This window comes from Blautia sp. AM47-4 (assembly GCF_003479865.1).
In the GTDB taxonomy this organism is placed as follows: Bacteria; Bacillota; Clostridia; order Lachnospirales; family Lachnospiraceae; genus Fusicatenibacter; species Fusicatenibacter saccharivorans.
In genome coordinates, this window is sequence record NZ_QUHY01000016.1 from 19,351 (window position 1) to 42,614 (window position 23,264).

Here is a 23,264-nt window from a genome sequence, read left to right on the forward strand (position 1 = left end):
CCTTCTTTTCCCAATTTATTTTAAAGTAAATACCGCACTGTTTTCCGTCGTGCTGCTGTTGCCGATCATCACCGTAAAGGTACCCGGCTCGCTGCCGAAGGTTCCGTCGAGCCGGTAGTAGCGCAGATCCTCTTCGGTAATATAGAACGTAACCTCCTGCTCCTCACCCGGGGCAAGCTCTACTTTCCGGAAACCTTTCAGCTCTTTCACCGGACGAACCACATCGGAATAATCATCGCGGATGTACAGCTGAACAACCTCGCAGCCTGCAGCATCACCGGTATTCTTCACGGTTACTTTTGCTGCAATTCTGCCATTCTTATCCATCTCGTTCTGGTCAAGCACGACATCCGAAATGGCAAATGTCGTGTAGGAAAGACCATAGCCGAACGGATACAGCGGTGCATTCGGAATGTCAAGATATTTGGAGCGGAACCGCTCTTTCATGCCCGGCAGATTCGGTCTTCCGGTGGAATACTCGTTGTAGCTGACCGGTGCCTGGCCCACGCAGTACGGGAAGCTCATCGGCAGATGGCCGGACGGATTTTTCTTTCCGTTCAGAACATCCACAACAGCGCTTCCGCCCTCGGTTCCCGGGAACCATACCTCGAGAATGGCTTTTGCTTTAGCGCTGATTTCCCGCAGATCCAGCGGGCGGCCGTTGAACAGAACGACAACCACATTCGGGTTGACGGCCAGCACTTTGTGGAACAGCTCCATCTGGATTTCCGGCACATCGATCATGGCACGGCTGGTCGCCTCGCCGCTCTGCAGATAATGCTCACCCATCGGCATTACCACGAGATCGGCCTCTTTTGCTGCCTGTAGTGCGCTCTGCTCCATGGCAGCAAGCTCTTCCTCACTGTATTTTTTCGGTGTCGTCTCGGTAAATCCGATCAGCTCCACATCGTTTCCGATAACCGGGCATCCTTCCGCATACGTGGTGCGTGATGCGTCGAAGACTTTCTCGGCTGCTTCCTGAATCGTCACGCAGTCCTTGCTGTCGCCGGTGAAGGACCAGCTGCTCTTGATTTCATGATTGTTGGTATACGGGCCGACAAATGCAATCTTTTTCGAAGTGTCGAGCGGCAGTACGCCGTCGTTTTTCAGCAGGACGAAGGATTCCTCCGCTGCTTTTTTCGCCAGTGCACGGTGCTCCGGGCAGAGGTTGTATGCTTTCTCTTTCTCGGCATCCGCATCTTTATATGGATTTTCAAACAGTCCCAGTTTGTTTTTCAGCTCCAGAATCCGCAGGCAGCACTCGTCAATCAGATGCTCGTCCACTTCACCTTCTTCTACGAGACGGCAGAGGTTTGCGGCGTAAACGGATGTCATCATATCAATATCCACGCCTGCCTCCAGCGCTTTTTTCGCTGCATCGGCGGCATCTTTCGAGCTTCTGTGGGCAACGGTTTCCAGAATGGCTGCAAAGTCAGAAATCAGCACGCCGTCAAATCCCATCTCGCCGCGCAGGATATCGCGCATCAGCCATTTGTTGGTGCTCGCCGGAACGCCGTTGATCGTGTTGAATGATGTCATCACCATCGCTGCGCCCGCATCAATGCCTGCTTTGTATGCCGGAAGATAGAATTCACGGAAGGTATGCTCTGAGAGCTCTACGGTGTTGTAATCTCTTCCTGCGACTGCTCCGCCGTAGCCTGCAAAGTGTTTGATGCAGGAGGCAACTTTTCCCGGTGTTTTTAAATCATCGCCCTGGAAGCCTTTTACGATCGCCTCGGAAAAGCGGCTGTTCAGGTACGGATCTTCGCCTGTGGATTCCACAACGCGGCCCCATCTCGCATCGCGCACAAGGTCAACCATCGGAGAAAAGGTAACGTGAAGTCCGGCCGCGGATGCTTCTTTTGCGGCTGCAGACGCGCACTCGCCGGAGAGCTCCGGATCAAAAGTGGCTCCCTGCGCCAGCGGCGCCGGGAAAATGGTCTTCATGCCGTGAATGACATCCATCATGAACAGCATCGGGATGTGATGCGGCTGTTTTGCCATGTAGTCATCCTGCAGTTTTTTCATCGTATCGGCACCGGCTGCACCGAGAATGGAACCGGCCATCTCCAGGTCCTCTTTTCCGATTCCCATGTCATTTGCCGGGCCGGTCAGGACGCTGTTTTCATCCCCGAGGTAAAATGCTCCGCTTAACTGAAGCATCTGATCTACTTTCTCTTTCAGCGACATATCCGCCAGCAGCTTTTCCAAATCTGTCTGTTTCATTGAAAAACCTCCCTGTTGTTATTTTCAGAATTTTCCTGTTTCTTATATCATTTGTTTCTATTTTACGGCATAACTCTGCATAAAACAATCACTTTTTTTGACCTTTTCCTCAACGATTTTAACAAAAAAAGCGGGTTCCGCCGTTTTTTGATTTTCGGCAGAACTCGCTCCCTTTTTTATAATTTAATTCCTTTTAATGCCGCGGCAAACGCATTGTTCACCGGCTCTTCTGCCTCTTTTTTCTGTTTCTTCATATAAGCTGCCACATCGCGCTTCGTCACGCCGCCGCCCTCTTTTTTGCGGCGCTCTTGGAATTTTGTCATGCGCTCTTTGTGGCCGCAGGCGCAGACAAACGTCGCATCCTCGCCCTTTCCGATCATCTCCATGCGCTTATGGCAGACCGGGCATCTCGCATTCGTCGTGCGGGAAACCGTCTCGCGGTAGCCGCACTCTCTGTCCTGGCAGACGAGCAGTTTTGCGTTCTTTCCATTCACCGCAAGCAGCCGTTTTCCGCAGTTCGGGCACTTCTTGTTCGTCAGGTTGTCGTGGCGGAACGTTCCCTCTTCCGTCTTGATCTCATCGATCAGTTCCACCGTGTAGCTGCGGATCTCCTTCATAAACACATCGCGCCGCTTCTTTCCCTTTGCAATGTCGTTTAACTGCATCTCCCAGCTTGCCGTCAGCTCCGGCTTTTTCAAATCCGCCGGAACCAGCTTCAGAAGCTGGCGTGCTTTCGAGGTCAGATAGATCTCATTGCCTTTTTTCTCCATCAGAAAGCTGCGGAACAGCTTCTCGATGATATCCGCACGGGTCGCAACCGTTCCAAGGCCGCCCGCCTCACCGATCGTTTTTACCAGGCTGCTGTCGCGGTTTTCCATGTAGCGGACCGGATTTTCCATCGCGGAGAGCAGCGTGCCTTCCGTGAAGCGTGCCGGAGGTTTTGTCTTTCCTTCGCGGAGACTAATCTTCGGCTGCCCGATCTTCATGCCTGCCTCCAGAAGCGGCAGATTCTGCTCCCGCACCTCTTCTTTCGCCTCATCCTCTTCGTCGTACCGGTTATCCTCGTACGCCTCCTGCCAGCCTTTCTCGACCATGCGCTTTCCGCGCGCAGTAAAGCATTCCTTTTCGATGGAAGCCTGGATCACCGTCTCTTCATATACACACGGCGGCAGCAGTACCGCAAGAAAACGGCGCACAACAAGATCATAAATGCGGCGCTCCTCGTTCGAGAGTGCGGATAACTGCACGTACTGCTCTGTCGGGATAATGGCATGGTGATCGGAAACCTTCGCATCATTGACAAAGGAGAGCTTTCCGTTCAGCGGACTGCGCTTCGCCTGCTGGGCCAGTGCTTTGTACGGGCCGATGCTGACCGCATCCAGCCGCTCTTTTAACGTCGGCACAATATCTTTCGTCAGATACCGTGAATCTGTCCGCGGATACGTAAGGACTTTATGGGTCTCATAGAGGCTCTGCATCAGATTCAGCGTCTGTTTTGCCGAATAGCCGAACCGTGCGCTCGCATCGCGCTGCAGCTCCGTCAGATCGTAGAGCAATGGCGCTTCTTTCTGCTTTTTCTTCTTTTCTACGTTCTGTAAGACAAGCGGATACCGTTTTGCCTTCTCTGCGATCTGCTTTGCCTTTTCCGGATCGGAGATTCTTGTGCCGCCCGATTTTTCATCTTTCCAGGTGTAGACCACACCGCCCGCCGCGGCCGTCACCGTGTAATACGGTTTCGGGACAAATTCACGGATTTCCTGCTCGCGCTGTGCGATCATGGCAAGTGTCGGCGTCTGCACACGGCCGCAGGAAAGCTGTGCATTGTATTTACAGGTCAGCGCCCGCGTCGCATTGATGCCGACGAGCCAGTCCGCCTCGGCACGGGAAACGGCAGCGCGGTAGAGATTGTCGTACTCTTTCGCATCCTTCAGATTGGCAAAACCCTCACGGATCGCCCTGTCCGTCACAGAGGAAATCCAGAGACGCTTACACGGCTTCTGGTTATGTGCTTTGTCGAGAATCCACCGCGCCACCAGCTCACCCTCGCGTCCGGCATCGGTTGCAATGACAATCTCATTCACGTCCTTCCGCGCAAGCTGTGTCGTCACTGCATGGTACTGTTTTCCCGTCTGCGGAATGACCTTGATCTGCAGTTTTTCCGGCATCATCGGCAGAACTGCCATATTCCATTCCTTATACTTTTTGTCATAGTCTTCCGGATCTTTTAACGTCACCAGATGGCCGAGCGCCCAGGTAACGATATACTTGTTTCCCTCCAGCGCTCCGTTTTCTTTTTTGCTGCACCCCAGTACGCGCGCAATGTCGCGTGCCACGGATGGTTTTTCTGCAATTACCAGAGTTTTCATAAAATGTCTGCTCCTTTTATAGCTCTTTATACTGTTTTACAATTTCCTCCCGGTCTTTTCCGAGAATGAAGTAATAATCAATCTGTCCGTCCCCTGCGGTGTGAAGATACGTTCCAAACGTCCGTACATTGCACAGCAGTGCCGTCCGGGACGCGGCGGCCGCAATGCCGTAGCCGCGGTTCGAAACAAACAGCGGCATCCGCGCCTGCTTTCCGCCAAAAGAGACGTAGCGCGCCTTCGCGGTCAGATCCAGCCACTCGGTCGAAAGAATGCCTTTTGCTTTCAGCTTTTCGGAACCGCTCCAGTCGAAGAACGTCCATGTCATGCCGCCGTCGATCATGCGCGGCTCGTCACGCTTCTCGGAAAGGATTGGTTTGTTGTCCGGCGTCAGGAACTGCACCGCGCCGTCCTTTTTTTCTACCATGACGCGCAGCTTTTCCGTCTCGACCAGAACCGCCGTCTTCGATTCTTTCGCACTCCACGGAAACGCGGTGTCTGCCTCGGCTTCCAGTACGTGTCCTGCACTTTTGCGGTCACACCTTTTACGAAACTGATGCGGATCACCTCCGGCGTGATCGGGGTGATACGTAAAATGCCGTACATGCTGGCAATCTCAACCGCCGATTTTCCTTTCTTCGCCCATTTCACCGCACACTTGATCTTCGAATGGCCCTTGATGCGCAGCAGCTCGTTTTCCGGGATTGCACCGAAAGCGTAAAGTGAGGTATTCAGGCGCTCCGTCTTCTCGGCTTCTCCTGGTACCATACCTGCTCCGCCCGGTCTTTTTGCACTCTGCACTCCGGCCATGCCCGTTCCATATTGCATTCCTGCACTCCGTCTGCTTCCCGGCGCTTTGCCGCCTGCCTTTCCATGATAAGCCGCACCAGCAAAATAGATGACACCCCTTCCGGTGCACGCTGCTGCATTGTCTTTGCGGCAATTTCTTCTCCCGTTTCTGCCGCAGCCCTCCGCGTTGCCGTACTGCCTTTTGCCATCACCGCTGTTCCGGTCGTGCTTGTATTTCCAAGCGCCATTCCCGGCCTCTGCTCCGGCTTGATCACAATCCGTTTCGGTCCATGGCTGTTCCGCTCGTCCATCTCCTGAATGCCGATCGCGCGGTTCTCCTCACGCGCCTTCTTCTGCGTCAGCGAAACCTTCTCATACTCTTTCGCCTTCGTCAGCGTCTCCATGGCAAATTCCTGATTGTGACGGCCCTTCGGCGCTTCTTTGGCAAGGATTCCCGTCAGTTCTCCTGTATACAGCACCGCCAGCTCATGCAGTGCCCGCGTCGCCGCCACGTAAAGCAGCTTCACCTGCCCGTCATTTTCAGGATATTTTTCTTCCGTCGGATCAAGAAGCAGCACCGCATCGAACTCAAGACCTTTCGTATATGCCACCGGGAGCACCATCACGCCCTCGCCGAACTCTGCCGTCTCGAGATCCTCCTCCACAACCGGCACGTATTGTTTCAGCTTCCGCGCCGTATCCGCCGCTTCTGCCTCATCCCGGCATACAACGGCAATCGTCTCATATCCCTGCGCCTGCCATGTCTTGATTGTCTGAACACCCGCGGCGAGCAGCGCCGCTTCATCGTCAAATGCTTCTTTCCGCACCGCCGTTCCGTGCCGCAGCACCGGCTCCACCGGATAAATCGCAAAATCCCCGTGCCGCAGGATTTCATTTGCAAAATCGGAGACTCCACCGTGTTCCGGTAACTCTTCCGCAGAACGCCGAACGCATCGTACGTGCCGGTCAGAATCAGCTTTTTCAGCTCCTCCCAGTCGTTCAGGCCGTAGGAAAAATGGATATTCTGCGACGTATCTCCCATAATGGTATACGTACAGTCACGCAGACAGTAATGAAGCACCTGGTAAGCCATCATCCCGAAATCCTGCGCCTCGTCGATGACCACATGGCTCGCCTCGCGCACGGGATCGTTTTCCTTGATCCGCTTATAGAGGTATGCCAGCGCCGCCAGATCATAGACATCAAAGGAGTTTTCCGGCACTTCCACCGCTTTTCCTTTCTCCGCCTGCTGCTCCAGAAACTGTAAATAGAGATCAAAAATGGATCCCCGCCATTTTCCATCTCCAAAATATTTCTCGTATTTCCGCTTCAGCGCCTTTTTTTCGCGCGCCGGAAACGTCACTTCTTTTCCCGAAACCTCGTTCTCAAATTTTGCCAGCAGGATCTCGTTCAGCATGCACATCTTTCCTTCCATGGAAAGTGTGGACTGCTCCCTGCAATAGTTATCAATATACTCGGCGTCCAGAAGCAATGTTCCCGTTTTTTCCAGCCGCACCGGCTCCCGCGGAATCTGCTCTGCCTCGTACGTACGGCAGAAATTTTCCAGATCGAAAAACCAGCCGCTTCCGCCCTTTATGCTGTTTTTCTCATCCGCGCGTCGATGGTGTGTACCATGTACTTTTCTTCGTCCCAGTCCTCATACAGAAGCCGGATGAAAAGCTGCTCCATCGTCATCTGACGGATGCCGTACACATCGAGTTCCGGCAGAACGCTGGTAATGTAGTTCAGCAGAATGCGGTTGCTTCCAATGATATAGAAATCCTCCGGCCGGAAGTCCTCCTCGTAATTATAGAGGATGTACGAAATCCTGTGCATCGCCACCGTCGTCTTTCCGGAGCCAGCCACGCCCTGTACGATCAGATTCGTCTTCGGGGATCTGCGGATAATGAGGTTCTGCTCCTGCTGGATCGTCGCAATGATCTCACCGAGCACCGCTTTTTTGTTCTTCGCCAGATACTTTGTCAGCAGCTCATCGTTCGCTACCACATCGGAATCAAAAAAGTCTTTCAGATGGTCATTTTCAATCTCATACGTCCGCTTTCTTTTCAGATCAATCGAAAAAGTACCCTCTGAACTCACCGTATAGCTGCACGGCCCGGTGCTGTTCTCATAATAGACGGAGGAAATCGGCGCCCGCCAGTCCAGCACAACCGGCTCCGCCTTCTCATCGGAAATGCCGACGCGCCCGATGTAATAGGACTCTAAAAACGAAAGCCGCGGATCCTGAAAATCAATCCGCCCGAAATACGGCTTCTTTCTCGCTTTTTCCAGCCGCGCCATGCCGTGCTGGTACGCATTCAGCTTCGCCGTCGCGTTGTTCCAGAGCGCCAGGCTTCCGCCTCTTTTGCGTCGTACGTCTCCATCAGATCCGCCAGGTCCTCATTCGCCAGCCGGATATCCGCCTTCGCCTGTTCCAGATTCTGCTCGGCAATCCCGATCACCTTCGCAAGCTGTGCTTCCTCCTCTTCCCTCGTAAGTCCGGGAATCTCTGATTTTCTGATGCTTCTTTCCAGTTTCTCTTCTTCCACTTTGTACCTCCTTTTTTACGAAAAACTTCTTCTACATCAGCCCGTTCTTTTGATTCTCTTATTTCCATCCCAATAGACTTTATTTTACCATGCACACGTCTCCCCGGCAAGATACTTCACCCGCTTTTTCGTGCATCAAAAAGACACCATGCATCTTACACACAGTGCCTTTCCGACTTTTTTTCTTACTGAAGGTAATCCTTAAATTTCTTTTTAAATGCTTCGATATCGTTCGTATGGGCTTCCACAACCGCATCCGGGTTTCCGGCGATCATCAGGACACTCATCAGGGATTTCGCATCAAAGACGCATCGTCCTATTTTTACGTCAACGTCGTAATCCAGGCGTTTCACCATATTTACAAATTCTTCTACACTCTCTACTTCATCAAACTTTAACGGTAACGAAATCATATTTTCTGCATCCTTTCTGCTTTTTAGTCTTCTTTTCATGATTTTGAATTCTTTCTTTTATTTCCTTCAAAATCGGTCAAAAACTTACACGATATCCCTTTTTTGCTGTTTTTTCTGAAAGTAGTAATGAAATCGCCTTCATTTTCGACTGACACTAAAATAGCATACATCTGTCTCACTGCAAATATCCGTTTTAGACAAAATTCGACGTAGTTTTACAGCAATTTGCTCATATGTTCCGTCTGATTCGTTAAGTTGTTTCTTTTCCGGCACTTTTTTCGTCTGATCTGACGGGCCGGAAGGCCTTACTTGAGAATCACTCTCATGAAAAGTTATTCGCTGAAAATAATATTTCGGATCTTCCGGGACAGGGTGTACGTTCCGGCATCTTTTTTCTGGGTCATCATCAGAAATGTCATATTCTGCTCCGGCACGACTTCCATGTAGCATCCAAGCCAGCCGTCCCAGCCGAACTCACCCTTGCTTCCCAGCGTTACCGCACGCGTCGGATCTACCAGAACACGCATCAGATTTCCGTAGGAAAATCCTTCCAGACCGATCCAGTTATCAAAGCCTGCCTGCTGTACCGCGCTTAATGTGTGGCCTCCCAGAAATTTTACCGTCGCCGGACGGAGAATCTGTACACCGTTGTAGGTGCCGCCGTTCAGCAGCATCTGCGTAAATTTCGCATAATCGTCGATGGTAGATGCAAGGCCTGCTCCGCCTGCCTCATATGCCGGGCGGTACGCCATATCGTTCTGAATGCCAAGGTTATTGTCCAGATAACGGACGGACGGCTGTCCCTCCCTGCAGTCATACACCTTCGCCAGACGATCCTGCTTTTCTGCCGGAACCCAGAAATCGGTATCGTTCATGCCGAGCGGCTCGAAAATTTCTTTTTTCAGAAAATCCCCAAAGCGCATGCCGCTTGCCACCTCAATCACCGCACCTACGACATCCGCCGACGTTCCATAACTCCAGGACTGGCCCGGCTGATACAGAAGCGGGACTTTTCCAAGACGGTTTGCAAATTCTACTGTACTGATCGTTCCGCCGTTTTCTTCAGGCGATACCACATTGAGACCCCGCAAGAAAACGATAGTTAATTTCCACTCTTTGCTTACGATCTTTGCCGGTTCCCTCTGCCTGATATACATAAATACTATCAATCAGCTCCACCAGCATAGAACGGTTCAGTTCTGTTACTGTTTCATACTTACGAATTGTTTCCAAAAATTGATTGGTACTCTGTGTTTTCTTTTCTTCCGCTCTGATTTTAGTTCTTAATTCGTCTCTTTTTTGAGCAAGTTCTTTCTGCTCACTTTCATAAGCTGAGGACATCTTTTCAAAGCGTTCATCAGAAATCTTACCGAGTGCATTCTGCTCAAAGAGCTTCATAATCACACTATCAATTTCTGCAATCCGTTTTTCTGCTACTTCCAAGTCTTTCTCGAACTGTTTGATTTTCTTACTGCCGCCTTTTTCGCTCAATTCGTGCATTTCCTGTATAAACTGATCTCCTAAGGCTTCCATATTCTTAATATGCTTTTGAATATCACTCATAACAATCTGTTGTAACGCCTCATAAGAAATGGCATGGGTTGTACAAAGATTGCTATTCCTTACATAAGTTCTGCAGCGAAAGCGAGGCTCCCTTCCATTTGGATTAGAAAACGCCATGTTGCGACCACAATCCGGGCATTTCACAAGACCCACAAATATATTAGGACGTCCTGTTTTATTTGGCTGTTTTTTTACACTGATGAATTTCTGCACCAGTTCAAAGGTTTCTTCATCAATAATCGCTTCATGGGTGTTCCGTACTATAATCCATTCTTCTTTCGGAACTGCAACCGGCTTCTTATTCTTAAATGATTTGGTCTGTGTCTTATGAGAAACCATGTGTCCCAAGTACACTTGATTCTCCAAAATCATCTTCACATTCTTTGCCACCCAGTCCGTTGGAAACTTAAATCCTGTACTTGTTTCCAGAGTGCCTTTCTTCATTGCCCTGTATGCTCTCGGAATCAGAACATCATCCTCGCACAAGGTTCTCGCAATCTGATGAACGCTGTTGCCTTGTTTCGATAATTCAAAAATTCGTTTGACAATAGGTGCTGTATCAGGATCAACCAATAGCTTTCTTTTGTTCTCTGGGTCCACCACATAACCATAAGGTGCAAATGAACCGCAGAACCCACCACTCAATGCTGTTGTCTTTTTTACGCTTCGGATTTTCTTTGATGTATCACGGGCATAATACTCATTCATAATAGATTTAAACGGCATCATCTCGTTTTCATCAAATCTTGTATCAACATCATCATTCAAAGCAATAAACAAAATATCATTATTAGGAAAGATTTCTTCCACATAATACATGAACATGGCATTGTTACGTCCAAAACGTGACATATCCTTTACCATGATACCGCTCGGTTCCGGATCGTCCATAGCATCTTTAATCATACGGTTCAGATCCGGCCGGTTGAAGGTAGTTCCAGAATAACCATCGTCCACATATTCGCCTATCACTTCAAATCCTTTTTCCTTAGCGTTGTACCTTAACATCTGCAACTGATTGGTAATGCTGTTGCTTTCCTTATCCGCATCCCCATCGTCTTTCGATAAACGTGCATATAATCTAACTCTTAGTTTTGTCTGCTGTTTTAACATTTCTGCTCCTTTCCAACAGCAAACAAACTGCTTTGTACTTTATAATTATAACACGTTTAAGCACTCTTTTCAGCAATTTGCTCTACTGTTTTTTCAATCAACGGGTATTGTTTTCCTGCTCAATTTCTTTCTGGATTAGTCGTTTAATTAAATACTCTAACTGAACCGTACCGGAAAAAACGGAAGTTACATAAAACGTTGTATTCCCAATTTGGACTGCATTCTCCTGTTTAGGATTTTCCATGTGCTCACCTCATTTCCAGGCAACAAAAAAACACCATCACTGGTGTTTTTTACTCCTATATATTTACAATTCTTCGTGCATAGCTCCGCTTTTTAGGTCTATCTCTGCATAAACCATACTACTATCGCCAAACTCTGTCTGCCCTGGCTGAATACAGGTTGTAGTACCTATCTGATTCATCCATGATCCTTTTTCTGTATCAGGACTTTCGTGAATATGCCCATGCAGAGAAAGTAACGGCTGTTTGGCTTTAAGGAACTCATAAATATCTACTGATCCTATATCCAAATCCTGATATAGAAGCTGTCCCAAATGCAATCCGGCAGGAGGCATGTGCATAACATATACCGTTTTCTTCGGACTCTCCGGTTCAGGCAGTTCTTTCAAAATTCCACACATCAATGGAAGTTCTGTTTTAGAATACTCCAACCAGTCAAAAATTCTGTCATAACCATATTCATTCGATATACCTGCAAAAAAGCTAAGTTGTCTTTGGGGAATATAATCTGTCTCTGTAACAACTCGATCCTTACATCCAAAGGGATGATCCAAAATCTGATTCATTCCAATAAATTCATATTCGTCAATGCAAATTTTTTTACCTGCTATATTATGAACATTTGCGAATCCCCCACAAGTCTGTTCAAAAAGATTATCCACAGATAGCAAATCGTCATTCCCCAGCATATTAAGATATGTAATGTTATGTTCTTGCAATATGGAAAAGTAATTACTTAGAAATCCTTTGATAAATAACGGTTGTTCTGTATGTCTTTCTCCCAATTTTGGAAGCATATCTCCACCATTCACAATAACCCTGATCTCTTGTTTCATAGCTATTTCTAATGATTTTCTGTATTTATTTTTATCTCCATGCAGATCTGTAACATAAAGTATTTTCATGCTGTATCTCACTCCTTATATCCTTTAAGCATTTGCATCTTGATTGATTATAACACACAGAAACAATACTTTCAGCAGTTTCCGCCGCTATGTTTTCCACCTGTAGTATAGATCACCTTCTTCCCACATTTTTATATCTTATCATCAAAAACACATGAATAGGTCGGATCTATGGTCATTACACATATAAATCCGGCCCATTATATCTGATTTCGATTTTACTGCCGTATTTGCCACGCACCCCGGCAAGTCCTTCTGTAATAAGGACGGGGCTGTTACAGGCTGCGGGTAGCGTCACCGCATCATAGTCCCACATACGCCGCCGCTTTGCCAGAGCAAGCAAACGCCGCAGGAACTCTCCCCAAGTCTTTAGGAAGCTGTGAAGAAGTACCATTATGATCTGTGTCGTTATCGCGTCCGGCCTGCCACAGCCGGTTTCGTAGGTTGCGTTTATCGCTCGGACAGCCTGGATTCATCACCTCCTTAGGCCGCCTGTCACCGCGCCGCCCCATCTGCCGCTCGGAACACAGAATGAAGTACCTGTAACAGCGTATATTCGGTTGTCAAGGAACAAGCAAGGGGCATGGCAGACAAATTGATATTGCAGTTGGGGTGGGAGGATGTATATGCTTCCTTACCACACCCGTCCAGCTTGTCCCGCCGAATATGTCCCTCTACTATTCAGTACATTTTTAGGGGCAAAGTTGCCGTCTGTTATAAAATTTCTTTGAAATATTTTTCCAGACTACGCAATCCGGCTTCGATAGAACGGGTGATCCGGCTTTTGTGTGTTCCTTCCGCTTTGGCAATATCTGCTTTGCTCATGCCAAGAAAAAAGTGTGCATAGATCCGTTGGCGCTGCTTTACCGGAAGTTTGGAAAGACCTTTATAAATCAACTCTGTCATTTGACGCTGTTCCCAAATTTCTGCCGGGTTAAGAGGCTTTTGCAATATCTCACGCTCAATACCTTCGTCTCGATCCAGAGAGTAAAATGCTTTATAGCGGTATGTACGAATCCGATAGGCTTCTTCCAACAACATATATTCCCGAAGCAACAAAGCAACTTCATCCGGCACCTCAACGATCATGTCTTGTGTATAATACGGGTAATAATCCCGAAGATTGATTTTTTTCATAGTAATTTCCTCCAATTTCGATGTTTGAGTTGATGGTAAAAATCGAAATCAGAGGGTGGGCTGCGGCAGTGATAGTGTCTTAGACTCTTTCTGATTAAAAAAAGGGTACAAAAAAGCGCGCCCGTACAAAGAACAGGCGCGCCAAAGCAGCAATATGAAATTTCTCCGGGAGGCTGACAGCGAAAATGCTCTAACTTTGTCGAAACCAAAAACGCCGCAATCCATACGAACTGGACTACGACGTATAGGTGACCGAATGTAAAGCAGTTTATTTGCAAATCTGTGTTGCATAGACGCATAGGCATTTCCTCCCATCATGGAGGAACCTGAATCGGCTGCTTGATACCTCCTTGGGAGAAAATTATATCGGTTATGTTTCCTGTATCAGTCCGCAGACATTCGCTTTTTACTCTTTATATTCGCAATTTTCTACATATTCTGCTCTTAGAATATATGCTGCAAAAAGCAAGCCCACAAGGGGAAACAACACCTTGTGGGCTCATGTTATAGATGTTCAAATTTATAGCCGATCCCGGCGACACTCTCAATGTAGTTTGGAAGATCCGGTTCAAAACGCAATTTCTTACGCAGCTTACTTATATGATTATGAATCGCTTTTCTCGAATAGAAATCACAATCCTCTTTCCAAACCAAATCGGTAATCAGTTCGTAAGTAAAAACACGTTTGGGATTGGCAATGAGCAATGCCAGTATATCAAACTCCTTACTTGTCAAGTTGATAATCCGTTCCCTAACCCTGACAGTGCGGTGTTCCAGACATAGATAAAGCTCGCCTTCTTGTATTTCTGTAAGAGGATTCTTCTCTGCTGCGGAGAAAGTGTGACAGGAATTGAATACTGTTCCATGACTGACTCCTTGTTCCAAAATATATTGCATTAGAGCATTCTTTTGTTCCTCGTTAAGAAGCAGAAATAACTTTTCACCAATCTTCTTGCCGGATTCTTCAATATCAAAAACAGCTAATGTCCCATCACATCATCACCTCCATATTTTGATAAATTTATTGATTAGAGCTCAATTCTTGCTTTCGATGGCTTATCTTCCCAATAGGTAACTTTAATCGTTGTTCCCTTGTCAGGAACGTTGTTTCCTGCACCAATCCATTTTCGGCAGATGTAATCTTTACCGTCTATCGTATATTTGACCTTGATAGTATGCGGAAAGGCTGCGCCATCCATAGCATGAGCGCGGACAGGTTTACGATTCACTTTTAACCACCATTGTTTTGTAACTGAAATTACAGTTCCCATTGTTTCTTTTTCCATAAGTTACCTCCAATGATATTTTTGATTGATAATACCTATTTTCTATTCAACCTTTTCTTTGTTTGTAGTAAATGCGGGACGCTGCTGCGCCAGTGGCCGCCAACTGTACCAGAATCAGTACAGCGAATAGGCCGAAGCTCTCATAGTAGAACAGTTCATCCCAAAACAGAAGAACATCACAAAGAGCAATCAAGGCAACTGTCCAGTGGATATGCTGGGCCAGCCATTGTCGGAACATCAGCACAAGGACAATAGGCGGGACGATCAGCAGCACCAGATTCAAAATCAATGCCGGGGTCAGTTCCATTGCGTCGCTTACTTCAAGTTTTTCTCATTTTACTTCTCCAATGTCATGGGAATTATTTCTTTTCTCATGGCTTGTGATGTAATAAACACATACAGGAAATAAATGAGTGCAAAGATTAATAAAGCGCTCAAAATAACAAACGCTATCAGTGTGGTTAAATTATCAAATATAGGCACATCATAAGAAGCTACAAAAAGCGTATAACTCATTGCTTTTAATAAGAAGCTACCAACGACTAAAGCAGGAACAAGTGGCTGCGTAAAATAAAGGAAAATATGCTTTCTCAACATTTTTTCAAGAGCAAACACCTCATTTCCCAATGTTCGTATGACATTATATTGACGCTTTATTGTTTTGACTTCTGTCAAGAGTTGGACAGCAAGTATTACAATGCTAATTATTCCGATAACCAACGACAAGTAGCACAATGGCAAAATAATTAAAATAGCTTGGCTGGTAGGTGTACTTGCCAATTTACCTGTGTAATAATAGTCCCCGTTGTCGAGGATTTTTGTTGTGTATCCGTTTTCCCCGGAAGCAACCACATTGGAGTTCAATGGCCTAACTTGTGGGAATGTGTTTTCTAATTCAGACATATCAATCACTGCTTTGGATTGAACAACATAGAGACTGTACATCACTTCCATATTTTCAATATAGTGATCCGGGACAACGATTACAAAGTCTTGGCCGTTACCATATCCACCATACTGTGAGAACGCCTCGGTGCAAATACCACTGTAAGCCAGAGTGCTATTCTTGATTTGCAAATTTTCATTAGCATAAAATGTATCTTTTAGATATGGCAGACAATGAATGATATATTGTCCTTCAGCCAATGAAATTTGAGGCAGGCCCAACATTGCCCGCAAATTACAATAATCACTATATTTCATAAAAGCATCGTGCTGGTTTTCGGCAATAACATAGTCATTGACAGATACGGCTTTGGCTGCCCTGTTCCAGTATTCTGTTAAGAGATGATTTCTAGTATCAGTAAATCGTGTGCTTTTATCTGTATATAAGCAATAGGAATATTGGCTGCTCACATCAATGCGTTCATTCAAGAATGAAGAATATTGGCTATAATCTCCGTTTTCACCTACATGAACAATCGCAAGGTCGAATGGCTGCATAACAACTGCTTTCTCCATGACCTGATAAAAAGCATTTGTCATACCTATACAAACGATGGTGCAGGTGAATAAAATTGAGATAACACCTAATGAGAAACTCATTTTTTCAGATTTGGAAAGAAACATTCGCAAGGTAACTAAATGACTTCCTCTATATTTCCATTTCCGAGACTTATTGAATATTTCGTGTATGATATAAACAAATCCACGAAAGAAGCACAACAGCCCTAACATTGCCGAAACTGCACCTATGGTAATGTTTGTCACTGTCTGTTTTGTTCCTGCAAACGAATAGAAACTTAAAGTGAGCATTACCACGGAAAACAGCAAAAAAATGAGGCCAGCCCGAGATTGATGTTCATGGACGCTACTGTTACTCCGGCTGTAATTCAAGAGATCTATCAATTTAACCTTTTGGACTTTTCTATCTGTCTTAATCAATGCGATTATATAGACAATGCAAAATTCGATACAAGTCAAACCAACTGCTTTGATAGATAGAAGATCTAATAACGATTCTTGAAAGTTGAACAAATTTAAAACAAAATTTTCTAATATTTTAGACACTAAAATTCCAAAGCCAAAACCCACGATAAGAGCCAAAAGGCCAAACAAAGTGTTTTCCTTAAATATCATTTTGCAGATGTCGCTTTTTTCTACACCCAATATCATATAGGTGCTAATCTCCTTGCTACGGCGCTGCAATATGAAGTCCATCATGTAGCTCACGAACCACCCAAGCGCAAATACAATAACGATAGAAAAAAGGGTGGCAATGACACCAATATCACTGTTTCCGCTTTCTGCAAACAAACTAAAGAGTTGCTGCATAGTGGGAGAAACAATAAGAGAATTAAACGCATACATAAGGGCAACAACGCCGATAAGGGAGAGCCAATAAATTTTGTATTCACTTAACTGCCGCTTCATATTGCGGAGCGAAAGACTTGCCAGCATAATTTCAATTCCCCCCCATCATAGTAAGAACATCCAGAATTTTTTCAAAGAAAGTCCTGCGGGAATCGCTGCCTTTGAGAATTTCCGTGAAGATTGCCCCATCCCTCAAAAAGAGAATACGATTGGCATAGCTTGCCGAAAAAGCGTCGTGTGTTACCATCAGGATTGTGGCGTCAAGGCTTTCGTTAATACTCTGGATTGTGGAGAGCAAGGCCTGTGACGAGTGACTATCTAACGCGCCGGTAGGTTCGTCCGCCAGGATCAACTTTGGCTGGTTGATAATAGCTCTGGCACAGGCACACCGCTGTTTTTGACCGCCGGACACCTGATAGGGATATTTATCCAGAATATCCGTGATATTCAGCTTTCCGGCCATTTCCCGCACCCGCCCATCAATCTCACCTGCAGGAACCTTGTTGATAGTCAGTGCCAAGGCAATGTTTTCCGAGATTGTCAGAGTGTCCAGCAGGTTAAAATCCTGAAATACAAATCCAAGATTCTCCCGACGAAACCGGGCAATCTGTTTTTCATTGATTTCCGTCACATCGGTTCCGTCCAGATAGATATGTCCCGCACTGACGGTATCAATGGTGGAAATACAGTTGAGCAGGGTAGTCTTGCCGGAACCGGATGCTCCCATGATTCCTACAAATTCCCCCTCCTGAACGGAAAAGCTGATGTCCTGAATTGCTTTTGTAACATTCCCGCCATTTCCGTAATATTTTTGGATATGATCCAGTTTCAAAATTTCTTTCATTGTTATCACCTCTGATCTCTATTGTAGAATAAGAACGGCTTCGTTTGTATCAAGTTTTCTTACAAAGTTCTAACAAAAATGTAAGAAGTGCAGAACGGTTCTCAGCTCTGCACTTCATGAATCAGACAGTTAATATGAAAAGAAAGGGAAATGGCTGTGCCATGTTCCGACGACTCCGCCATAATGCCAATACCCAGCTTTTCACAAAGCCGTTTGCATAGGTACAGACCAATGCCCGTGGACTGCTGAACCATACGACCATTCTGACCGGTAAATCCCTTTTCAAAGATACGGGGCAGATCGGACGCAGCAATCCCGATTCCATTATCCTCCACGACAAGAACCACCTGATCCTGCCGTTTATGAGTAGAAATGCGGAGAACCGGCTGTTCCATACGATACTTGACCGCATTGGCGATCAGTTGATTTAGGATAAAACGCACCCACTTTTCATCTGAATAAACCGTGTCCTGCATTTCCTCCACTTCCAGACGCATACCACTTTGGAGCAGCAGATATTTATTATCTGTAATCGCCTGATGCACCACTTGGGACAGTGCCATTTCCCGGACAGAATAATCTTTCTCTGTATGCTCACTGCGGGCATAATAAAGAGCCTGTTCGGTAAAGCGGTTGGTCTTTTCCAGTTCCAGCAGAAGTTCTTTTGTCCAGTTCATCCGATGGTTTTCACATAGAAGTTTCATGGCAGTAATGGGCGTTTTGATTTCGTGAATCCATTGCTCAATGTATTCTTTGTACTCCAGGCGTTCCCGCTCGACCTCTCCAATCTGCTCCAACATGGATTTTCCAGCCATTTTCAAAAGCTGATAGTAAACCTGATCCTCGGCCTGTTCCGGCAGCTCCATCACTTCGGAAATGAGGTATCTTTCGGAAAGCTGCTCCGCCATATCCAGAAGTTTTTTCATCTGCCGCTTCCGTTTCCAGTAAGTGAGGACAAGTCCCGTCAGCAAAATCAATGCCCATACAATCAGGATCAATACTACTGCGGAAACCGAATTGCCGCACACCAACAAAAATACAGTGAGTGCAGCCATACAAACAAGGTTCGTCAGCAGAAATGGTAGCCTGCTTTTCCAATATCGTCTGCTGTTCATATCGTGTACCCCTGTCGGTGCTTTGTCTTGATAAAATCCGTCAGACCGATGCCCGCCAGTTTTTCCCGGATACGGTTGATATTGACGCTCAAAGCATTGTCATCCACATATAGCTGATTGTCCCACAAATACTCAATAATATCTCCGCGAGAACAGATTTTTCCTCCGTTCTTGAAAAAGTAATAGAGAATTTTTAATTCGTTTTTGGTAAGTTCTACACTATGTCCATTATAGTCCAGACTGCTGGATTCCAGATGCAGCACCGCATCTCCATAGACGATCTGTTCCTGTTGCTGTGCGGGATAGGCTTTCTTCAGCAGAGAAGCAATTTTTGCAAGCAGGATTGCTGTGTTATAGGGCTTCGTGATAAAAGCGTCTCCACCCAGCATAATGCTATTCAGCTCGTCCATATCCGTGTTGCAACTTGTCACAAAGATGATTGGTACTTCGGAAAATGTGCGAATCTCGGTGCAGAGAGAAAAGCCACTGGTTCCCGGCAGTTTGATGTCCAGCAAAATCAAGTGTGGCTGCTCGGCTTTGATCCGGTCGATCACATCAGAAAAATTCTCCGGAGCCACCGTTTCATAGCCGTTGCTTTGCAGTAGCGTTTTCAATTCATTCCGTATTAACGGATCATCTTCTATTATCAATATTTTTTCTTTCATATTAGCCTCCGTGAAGAAAAATAAAATATTATTTCAGCTTATCATTATTATCTTCTTGTTTCTTTTTATCCCGATATTTCCGTATGAGTTTATTGCGGATAGGAACGCCAACACCAAGCAAAAGCACAATTGCCAAAATTGTGAAATCCATACAATCACCTCACATTTCCTTATTCTTCATAACCCGAATGGACAAGAAGATTGAAACCGCATACATCACGACAATAGCAAAAACCGCAAGGAAAACGAGAAGTATCGGAGAAGATTCAACGACTGAAATAATTGAGTTCCCGATAGCTGGCATTTTAGAGAGAAGAAGTAAAGTCACCAAAAAACCGGCCACTGGAATATACATAAATACCCGTCCTTTGATTGAGCCGTACTTGTAATATCCCGGAATCTGGAACACGGTATAGAGTGCAAATAAGAATACTCCTGCAATAGCGGCAGTTACAATATCAAATACGCCAACTGTTTCACCCAGCACTTTCAAGACAAGCGGCTGTGCAATCAAAGAAATAATCAAGGAAAGAAGCCCCATTGCAAGGACAAAAACATAGCGTCCGATCACAAGCTCGCTTTTACGAACAGGTAAAATACCAAACAGACGATCCATGCTGTTTTTTTCTGTGATGGAAAAGGTATATCCCGTCGTCATGGCAATAAAGCACATAGCAAATGATACCCCTGTCAGCAAAGAACGATTGATTGCGGCAAACACAATCGGCAGGAGCAGGGTAAAGCAAATCGTCTTAAAATATGGTTTTACCAATGCAATATCTAATTTTGTGGATTTCAAAATATTACTCATAATCGTCACCTTTCTTGCTTGTAAACACTACAATTTCATCAATGGTGGCAGGATCAACGGTCAGGTTAAGGAAACCGCTAATATCTTCGGTTTTCATCAGAGCCTCAAATCCCGTAGGGAATGTACGAATACCAGCCGCCTTATTTTTCAGATCATCGGACAGTTCCTCAATTCCACCTTTTACAATGCGGAACATATCTACAAAATCATCTTTGCTGCCAGTAAAGTACAGCTCGCCATAACTGATGTAGGTAATATAATCGGCTGCACGCTCCAAATCGCCTGTGATATGGGTGGAGAACAAAACACTATGCTCGCCATCTTCAATATACTCTGAAAGAATTTTCAAAAGTTCATCTCTGGAAACCGGATCAAGTCCACTGGTCGGCTCGTCGAGGATCAGCAGCTTGGCGTCGTATGAAAACGCACAGGCAAGCATTAACTTCATCTGCATACCTTTGGAAAGTTCTTTTACCTTTTTGGTTGGTGCAATGTGAAATTTCCGTAACATATCCGCAAATTTCTGGCTGTCCCAATTTGGATAAAATACCGAAATGGATTTTTCAACCTGCGACACTTTCCAATCATCACTGAAATAATTTGTATCGAAAACAACGCCCAGCTCTGATTTTACTTTTTGTTCTTCTGCGATATTATCCAGCCCCATCACTTTGACTGTGCCACCGGTGCGCTTGAGCATATTCAAAATCAGTTTGATTGTCGTTGTTTTGCCAGAACCATTCGGGCCGATCAAGCCCATAATATATCCCTTTGGCAAAGTAAAGCTGATATTGTGAAGCTGAAAAGAATCAAAAGATTTTGAAAGATTCGTTACCTCTAAATAATTAGTCATCTGTTTTTACCTCCGTTAAAATGTCCAAAAGGCGATGTAATTCCTCTGTGGATAGATTTGCCATTCTTGCAGCTTTTATTGCTTCGGTGAGATTGTTTTCTACTTTGCAAATAAGCTGCTCCTTAATCAGTTCTGAACCAGACCCCATTACGAAACATCCACGCCCCTGCACATTTTTAACAAATCCCTCTTGCTCTAATTCTGTGTATGCCTTTGTCACTGTTAAGACGCTGATCTTTAAGTCTTTGGCAAGTGTTCTAAGGGAGGGCAAAGTTTCTTCGGCTTGAAGCTCGCCAGATAAAATAGCCGCCTTGATCTGCTGTTTAATCTGCTCGTATATGGGGATGCCAGATACATTTGAAATAATCAGTTTCATTGCTGCATCCTCCGTGTGTTTTAACTGTTGTGCTGTTATGTATAACAGTATAACACAAACGCGGCTAAGATGTCAATACATGGAGCTAAACTTACTGGCAAGCAATGCAATCTTACGTAAGATTGCGTATTTAGCAGAAATCCCGTTCCCGGAATTCCTGCTAAATGCTTGTTGGTGACATATCCCCAAACCCCTGAGATCATTGCCGGTGGCAATGGCTGCGCGTTCCGTTGGAACGCTGAAAACGAAAAGCTGACAAACCTTATTGACGTGATTTTTCTGTGCTGCGCTGCGGTAGCGGTGGGGAAGAAATCTCTAATAGATATTCCACATTAGCCCGAACATTATGAAGTTCTTTCATATCATTTTTGGCCTGCTTATAGGCAGAATAGGCTTTCCGTTTTTGTTCCAGAAGATCGGTGTATTCCTCCCGGAGAGATTTAACAGAGGGGAGCTTTTGGATTCCTAGCTCGTCAAAATGATTCTTTGCCGCCTGGTGCAGCAGAATTTCAGCCTCATGTACTATTCGGTATTTTTTGCTGTACCCGGCTTTGCGATATTCTACATAGACAGCCCGCGTTTTCGCATAGTTTACGATCTGCTTTTGTAGCTCGGCATTGGCGTTCATTCTTGACTCTAAATCTTTAATTTGAACGGATAAGGTATTGAAATTAGTGGTAGCGGCGTTGGCTTTTTCCAGAAGATCCTCATAACCCATATCGCCATGTTCTTTTAAGTAGAGCACTGCCTGGGAAAGCTGTTTTAAGTTGAACACTTTTGCCCAACGCTCATAACCGGGACCTTTGCCGGAACGGATTGCAGCCTCTATATCTACCAGCAATCCAACTTTGGAAACCGGTTTTTTTGAAAAAGTATGGCGGGATTTTACTGTCCGTGTACCGGCAATTCGTTCTTTGATGGCCTGTTCTGTATAATCGCCTTTGAGCGTATCGCATCGGGTATAATTTTCTTGTCCCGGAACTCGGAACCGAAGATGTTTTCTTTCACGGTTAACTTCAATCCCGGCAGCCTCCAGCTTCTTTAGAAGTTCCTCAAAATCTTTTGGCATTTCCTCTAATGCAGCATCAATAGCAATACGTATCTGCTCCTGAAAGGAAGGCTGCTTTTTATTTCCCAGCCATGTGCCATAATGCTCCCGGCTGGGTTTCGGATTTTCAACAATCGAAAGTCCATGCTCCAAACACAGCTTGTCATTCATTCGCCGGATTGCCCAGGTAGAGCCCCAGAAGTTGCGAAATTTTTTCTGACAGTCCAGTGTAGTAGAGTTGATAATGATGTGATTATGGACATGGTGCTTATCTACATGGGTACAGACGACAAAGGCATGTTTTCCTTTTGTGAGTTTTAGCGCCAGCTCCCTGCCGATCTGATTGGCTTCTTCCGGCGTAACTTCGCCGGGCTTAAATGCCTGACGGAGATGGTAGGCGATCACATCATCCGCCCCCTGGTTTCTGCCGGTCAGATTTGCATACTGTCGTTTAGAAAGAAGAAACTCTGCATCAGCAAGCCGGGTATCACACTCATAGCCATAAATGAATTTTCCAAAATCGGTTTTCTGCGGATTTTCTACATAATCAATAATATCTGCAATCGCAGTAGAGATGTCCCGACCTTTTCCTACATGCAGAGGCATCAGTCTTGTGGTCGCCATTTTCGTCACCTCCTTAACTTAATTTCAAT

The 23,264-nt window shown here is 45.8% G+C and carries 26 protein-coding genes; all 26 read right to left on the reverse strand.

From position 1 onward, the window contains the following. Positions 1-15 precede the first annotated feature (15 nt). A complete protein-coding gene (bglX, locus tag DW965_RS11480) occupies positions 16-2,226 on the reverse strand; it encodes a beta-glucosidase BglX (protein WP_119198402.1) in 2,211 nt (736 codons plus the stop codon). 176 nt (positions 2,227-2,402) lie between these two features. Continuing rightward, on the reverse strand, positions 2,403-4,592 hold the full coding sequence (locus DW965_RS11485; RefSeq protein WP_117760606.1) for a DNA topoisomerase III: 2,190 nt from the start codon (positions 4,590-4,592) through the stop codon (positions 2,403-2,405). Between the two features lie 16 nt (positions 4,593-4,608). Continuing rightward, positions 4,609-5,016 (reverse strand): hypothetical protein, encoded by a 408-nt coding sequence (locus DW965_RS11490; protein ID WP_243036623.1) that lies wholly within the window; start codon positions 5,014-5,016, stop codon positions 4,609-4,611. Further along, on the reverse strand, positions 5,010-5,357 hold the full coding sequence (locus DW965_RS11495; protein ID WP_119198404.1) for a hypothetical protein: 348 nt from the start codon (positions 5,355-5,357) through the stop codon (positions 5,010-5,012). Before DW965_RS11495 ends, DW965_RS11490 begins: the two co-directional genes overlap by 7 nt. Further along, on the reverse strand, positions 5,321-6,001 hold the full coding sequence (locus DW965_RS21375) for an ATP-binding domain-containing protein (RefSeq protein ID WP_442857827.1): 681 nt from the start codon (positions 5,999-6,001) through the stop codon (positions 5,321-5,323). Before DW965_RS21375 ends, DW965_RS11495 begins: the two co-directional genes overlap by 37 nt. 59 nt (positions 6,002-6,060) lie before the next feature. Next, the gene (locus DW965_RS21380) at positions 6,061-6,894 is read right to left on the reverse strand and encodes a hypothetical protein (protein WP_330421145.1); all 834 of its coding nucleotides are present in this window, start codon (positions 6,892-6,894) and stop codon (positions 6,061-6,063) included. Between the two features lie 77 nt (positions 6,895-6,971). Then, the gene (locus DW965_RS21385) at positions 6,972-7,679 is read right to left on the reverse strand and encodes a hypothetical protein (RefSeq protein ID WP_330421146.1); all 708 of its coding nucleotides are present in this window, start codon (positions 7,677-7,679) and stop codon (positions 6,972-6,974) included. A 17-nt stretch (positions 7,680-7,696) separates the two neighbouring features. After that, positions 7,697-7,927, reverse strand: a complete 231-nt coding sequence (locus DW965_RS21390; RefSeq protein ID WP_330421147.1) for a hypothetical protein — start codon at positions 7,925-7,927, stop codon at positions 7,697-7,699. 185 nt (positions 7,928-8,112) lie between these two features. Next, positions 8,113-8,340 carry an HPr family phosphocarrier protein gene (locus DW965_RS11505; protein ID WP_147326098.1) on the reverse strand — a complete coding sequence of 76 codons (228 nt, stop codon included), beginning with the start codon at positions 8,338-8,340 and terminating at the stop codon, positions 8,113-8,115. Between the two features lie 332 nt (positions 8,341-8,672). Continuing rightward, positions 8,673-9,416 (reverse strand): serine hydrolase domain-containing protein, encoded by a 744-nt coding sequence (locus DW965_RS11510; RefSeq protein ID WP_199681650.1) that lies wholly within the window; start codon positions 9,414-9,416, stop codon positions 8,673-8,675. Continuing rightward, positions 9,403-11,016, reverse strand: a complete 1,614-nt coding sequence (locus tag DW965_RS11515) for a recombinase family protein (protein WP_117514278.1) — start codon at positions 11,014-11,016, stop codon at positions 9,403-9,405. Before DW965_RS11515 ends, DW965_RS11510 begins: the two co-directional genes overlap by 14 nt. A 97-nt stretch (positions 11,017-11,113) precedes the next feature. Continuing rightward, positions 11,114-11,260: a hypothetical protein gene (locus DW965_RS19360; RefSeq protein ID WP_015542922.1), complete on the reverse strand. Its 147-nt coding sequence runs from the start codon at positions 11,258-11,260 to the stop codon at positions 11,114-11,116. A 63-nt stretch (positions 11,261-11,323) separates the two neighbouring features. Beyond that, positions 11,324-12,163 (reverse strand): metallophosphoesterase family protein, encoded by an 840-nt coding sequence (locus DW965_RS11520; protein WP_243036624.1) that lies wholly within the window; start codon positions 12,161-12,163, stop codon positions 11,324-11,326. 714 nt (positions 12,164-12,877) lie between these two features. Next, positions 12,878-13,300 (reverse strand): hypothetical protein, encoded by a 423-nt coding sequence (locus tag DW965_RS11525; protein ID WP_015542925.1) that lies wholly within the window; start codon positions 13,298-13,300, stop codon positions 12,878-12,880. Between the two features lie 504 nt (positions 13,301-13,804). Beyond that, positions 13,805-14,197: a winged helix-turn-helix domain-containing protein gene (locus DW965_RS11530; RefSeq protein WP_117514281.1), complete on the reverse strand. Its 393-nt coding sequence runs from the start codon at positions 14,195-14,197 to the stop codon at positions 13,805-13,807. Between the two features lie 131 nt (positions 14,198-14,328). Then, entirely contained in the window at positions 14,329-14,586 is a 258-nt protein-coding gene (locus tag DW965_RS11535; protein ID WP_015542931.1) for a hypothetical protein, read from the reverse strand. Positions 14,587-14,632: 46 nt separating this feature from the next. Further along, positions 14,633-14,893, reverse strand: a complete 261-nt coding sequence (locus DW965_RS11540; RefSeq protein WP_119198406.1) for a hypothetical protein — start codon at positions 14,891-14,893, stop codon at positions 14,633-14,635. A 29-nt stretch (positions 14,894-14,922) separates the two neighbouring features. Then, positions 14,923-16,986, reverse strand: a complete 2,064-nt coding sequence (locus DW965_RS11545) for an FtsX-like permease family protein (protein ID WP_119188571.1) — start codon at positions 16,984-16,986, stop codon at positions 14,923-14,925. A 4-nt stretch (positions 16,987-16,990) separates the two neighbouring features. Further along, entirely contained in the window at positions 16,991-17,743 is a 753-nt protein-coding gene (locus DW965_RS11550) for an ABC transporter ATP-binding protein (protein ID WP_117514285.1), read from the reverse strand. 101 nt (positions 17,744-17,844) lie between these two features. Then, a complete protein-coding gene (locus DW965_RS11555; RefSeq protein WP_119198407.1) occupies positions 17,845-18,858 on the reverse strand; it encodes a sensor histidine kinase in 1,014 nt (337 codons plus the stop codon). Then, positions 18,855-19,523 carry a response regulator transcription factor gene (locus tag DW965_RS11560; RefSeq protein ID WP_117514288.1) on the reverse strand — a complete coding sequence of 223 codons (669 nt, stop codon included), beginning with the start codon at positions 19,521-19,523 and terminating at the stop codon, positions 18,855-18,857. Before DW965_RS11560 ends, DW965_RS11555 begins: the two co-directional genes overlap by 4 nt. A 28-nt stretch (positions 19,524-19,551) precedes the next feature. After that, positions 19,552-19,674, reverse strand: a complete 123-nt coding sequence (locus tag DW965_RS20420; protein ID WP_256372459.1) for a hypothetical protein — start codon at positions 19,672-19,674, stop codon at positions 19,552-19,554. Between the two features lie 9 nt (positions 19,675-19,683). Continuing rightward, positions 19,684-20,334 (reverse strand): ABC-2 transporter permease, encoded by a 651-nt coding sequence (locus DW965_RS11565; protein WP_015542934.1) that lies wholly within the window; start codon positions 20,332-20,334, stop codon positions 19,684-19,686. Then, on the reverse strand, positions 20,327-21,187 hold the full coding sequence (locus DW965_RS11570; protein ID WP_119188572.1) for an ABC transporter ATP-binding protein: 861 nt from the start codon (positions 21,185-21,187) through the stop codon (positions 20,327-20,329). Before DW965_RS11570 ends, DW965_RS11565 begins: the two co-directional genes overlap by 8 nt. After that, entirely contained in the window at positions 21,180-21,563 is a 384-nt protein-coding gene (locus DW965_RS11575; RefSeq protein ID WP_015564335.1) for a GntR family transcriptional regulator, read from the reverse strand. The genes DW965_RS11570 and DW965_RS11575 overlap by 8 nt, the downstream gene beginning before the upstream one ends. 262 nt (positions 21,564-21,825) lie before the next feature. Further along, positions 21,826-23,235, reverse strand: a complete 1,410-nt coding sequence (locus DW965_RS11580) for a relaxase/mobilization nuclease domain-containing protein (protein ID WP_119198408.1) — start codon at positions 23,233-23,235, stop codon at positions 21,826-21,828. Positions 23,236-23,264 lie beyond the last annotated feature (29 nt).

What these genes read in the sequence shown, in the direction of transcription:
- DW965_RS19360 (WP_015542922.1), bottom strand. Translation starts at nt 11,260, where the DNA reads ATGGAAAATCCTAAACAGGAGAATGCAGTCCAAATTGGGAATACAACG.
- DW965_RS11570 (WP_119188572.1), bottom strand. Translation starts at nt 21,187, where the DNA reads ATGACTAATTATTTAGAGGTAACGAATCTTTCAAAATCTTTTGATTCT.
- DW965_RS11550 (WP_117514285.1), bottom strand. Translation starts at nt 17,743, where the DNA reads ATGAAAGAAATTTTGAAACTGGATCATATCCAAAAATATTACGGAAAT.
- DW965_RS21375 (WP_442857827.1), bottom strand. Translation starts at nt 6,001, where the DNA reads ATGGTGCTCCCGGTGGCATATACGAAAGGTCTTGAGTTCGATGCGGTG.
- DW965_RS11540 (WP_119198406.1), bottom strand. Translation starts at nt 14,893, where the DNA reads ATGGAACTGACCCCGGCATTGATTTTGAATCTGGTGCTGCTGATCGTC.
- DW965_RS21385 (WP_330421146.1), bottom strand. Translation starts at nt 7,679, where the DNA reads ATGGCGCGGCTGGAAAAAGCGAGAAAGAAGCCGTATTTCGGGCGGATT.
- DW965_RS11560 (WP_117514288.1), bottom strand. Translation starts at nt 19,523, where the DNA reads ATGAAAGAAAAAATATTGATAATAGAAGATGATCCGTTAATACGGAAT.
- DW965_RS11535 (WP_015542931.1), bottom strand. Translation starts at nt 14,586, where the DNA reads ATGGAAAAAGAAACAATGGGAACTGTAATTTCAGTTACAAAACAATGG.
- DW965_RS11505 (WP_147326098.1), bottom strand. Translation starts at nt 8,340, where the DNA reads ATGATTTCGTTACCGTTAAAGTTTGATGAAGTAGAGAGTGTAGAAGAA.
- bglX (WP_119198402.1), bottom strand. Translation starts at nt 2,226, where the DNA reads ATGAAACAGACAGATTTGGAAAAGCTGCTGGCGGATATGTCGCTGAAA.
- DW965_RS11575 (WP_015564335.1), bottom strand. Translation starts at nt 21,563, where the DNA reads ATGAAACTGATTATTTCAAATGTATCTGGCATCCCCATATACGAGCAG.
- DW965_RS11495 (WP_119198404.1), bottom strand. Translation starts at nt 5,357, where the DNA reads ATGGTACCAGGAGAAGCCGAGAAGACGGAGCGCCTGAATACCTCACTT.
- DW965_RS11545 (WP_119188571.1), bottom strand. Translation starts at nt 16,986, where the DNA reads ATGCTGGCAAGTCTTTCGCTCCGCAATATGAAGCGGCAGTTAAGTGAA.
- DW965_RS11515 (WP_117514278.1), bottom strand. Translation starts at nt 11,016, where the DNA reads ATGTTAAAACAGCAGACAAAACTAAGAGTTAGATTATATGCACGTTTA.
- DW965_RS11520 (WP_243036624.1), bottom strand. Translation starts at nt 12,163, where the DNA reads ATGAAAATACTTTATGTTACAGATCTGCATGGAGATAAAAATAAATAC.
- DW965_RS11530 (WP_117514281.1), bottom strand. Translation starts at nt 14,197, where the DNA reads ATGCAATATATTTTGGAACAAGGAGTCAGTCATGGAACAGTATTCAAT.
- DW965_RS11580 (WP_119198408.1), bottom strand. Translation starts at nt 23,235, where the DNA reads ATGGCGACCACAAGACTGATGCCTCTGCATGTAGGAAAAGGTCGGGAC.
- DW965_RS20420 (WP_256372459.1), bottom strand. Translation starts at nt 19,674, where the DNA reads ATGGATTTCACAATTTTGGCAATTGTGCTTTTGCTTGGTGTTGGCGTT.
- DW965_RS11555 (WP_119198407.1), bottom strand. Translation starts at nt 18,858, where the DNA reads ATGAACAGCAGACGATATTGGAAAAGCAGGCTACCATTTCTGCTGACG.
- DW965_RS11565 (WP_015542934.1), bottom strand. Translation starts at nt 20,334, where the DNA reads ATGAGTAATATTTTGAAATCCACAAAATTAGATATTGCATTGGTAAAA.
- DW965_RS11525 (WP_015542925.1), bottom strand. Translation starts at nt 13,300, where the DNA reads ATGAAAAAAATCAATCTTCGGGATTATTACCCGTATTATACACAAGAC.
- DW965_RS11490 (WP_243036623.1), bottom strand. Translation starts at nt 5,016, where the DNA reads ATGGTAGAAAAAAAGGACGGCGCGGTGCAGTTCCTGACGCCGGACAAC.
- DW965_RS11485 (WP_117760606.1), bottom strand. Translation starts at nt 4,592, where the DNA reads ATGAAAACTCTGGTAATTGCAGAAAAACCATCCGTGGCACGCGACATT.